This is a genomic window from Bradyrhizobium sp. 14AA, assembly GCF_054185205.1.
In genome coordinates, this window is sequence record NZ_JAVAYM010000086.1 from 1 (window position 1) to 585 (window position 585).

The following is a 585-nucleotide window of genomic DNA, read 5'->3' on the forward strand; positions in this document are numbered from 1 at the left end:
ATCCGATGTCGAAATAGCCCGCGAGAACCAGAAGCCTTAGATCGGGCTCCTGCACGAGAGCCTGGGCCAGGTCATCGCCCGCGTTGACCATGGACTGCCCCGGGCCGTCCCCGCCATATTGGCCGCCATCCGGCTGGTGTCGCAGATCGAAATGATCGCCGACCCACCTGTTCTCGGTGACATATTCCTGATCCGGGGCCAGCTTCAGATCGCGATAAAGATAGTCGCGTAACACCGCCGAATAGGTCGGCACGATGGCGGCAAGTGCCGGATCATAGTCCGCGCCCTTCTGCAGCGGATCGAGCGTAAGCCCTACAAACCGCCCGTCGAGCCGGCTTACGGTCTCGCGGCGGTCCCTGAAAAGTTCTTGAGCGAAACCGAATTCCGTCACGCGGAGGTTTGCGGTTTTGATATAGTCTTCCGAGAGACCGATATAGCGATGCATCTGCGCGGCGACCGCGTCGCGCTCCTCCTCGGATAGGGCATCGCCCTTGGCGAGGGCCGCCGAATAAGGACCTGCGGCGAATTTCCGAACGTCGTCGAGGAACGGCTCCAGCGCTGGTGGCTGGCCGGCGACACGATGGT

The 585-nt window shown here is 61.9% G+C and carries 1 protein-coding gene; it reads right to left on the reverse strand.

Annotated features, from left to right (window positions below):
- Nucleotides 1–585, reverse strand: a 585-nt coding sequence (locus RAD15_RS43430; RefSeq protein WP_458184799.1) for a hypothetical protein, incomplete at both ends; no start/stop codon positions are given.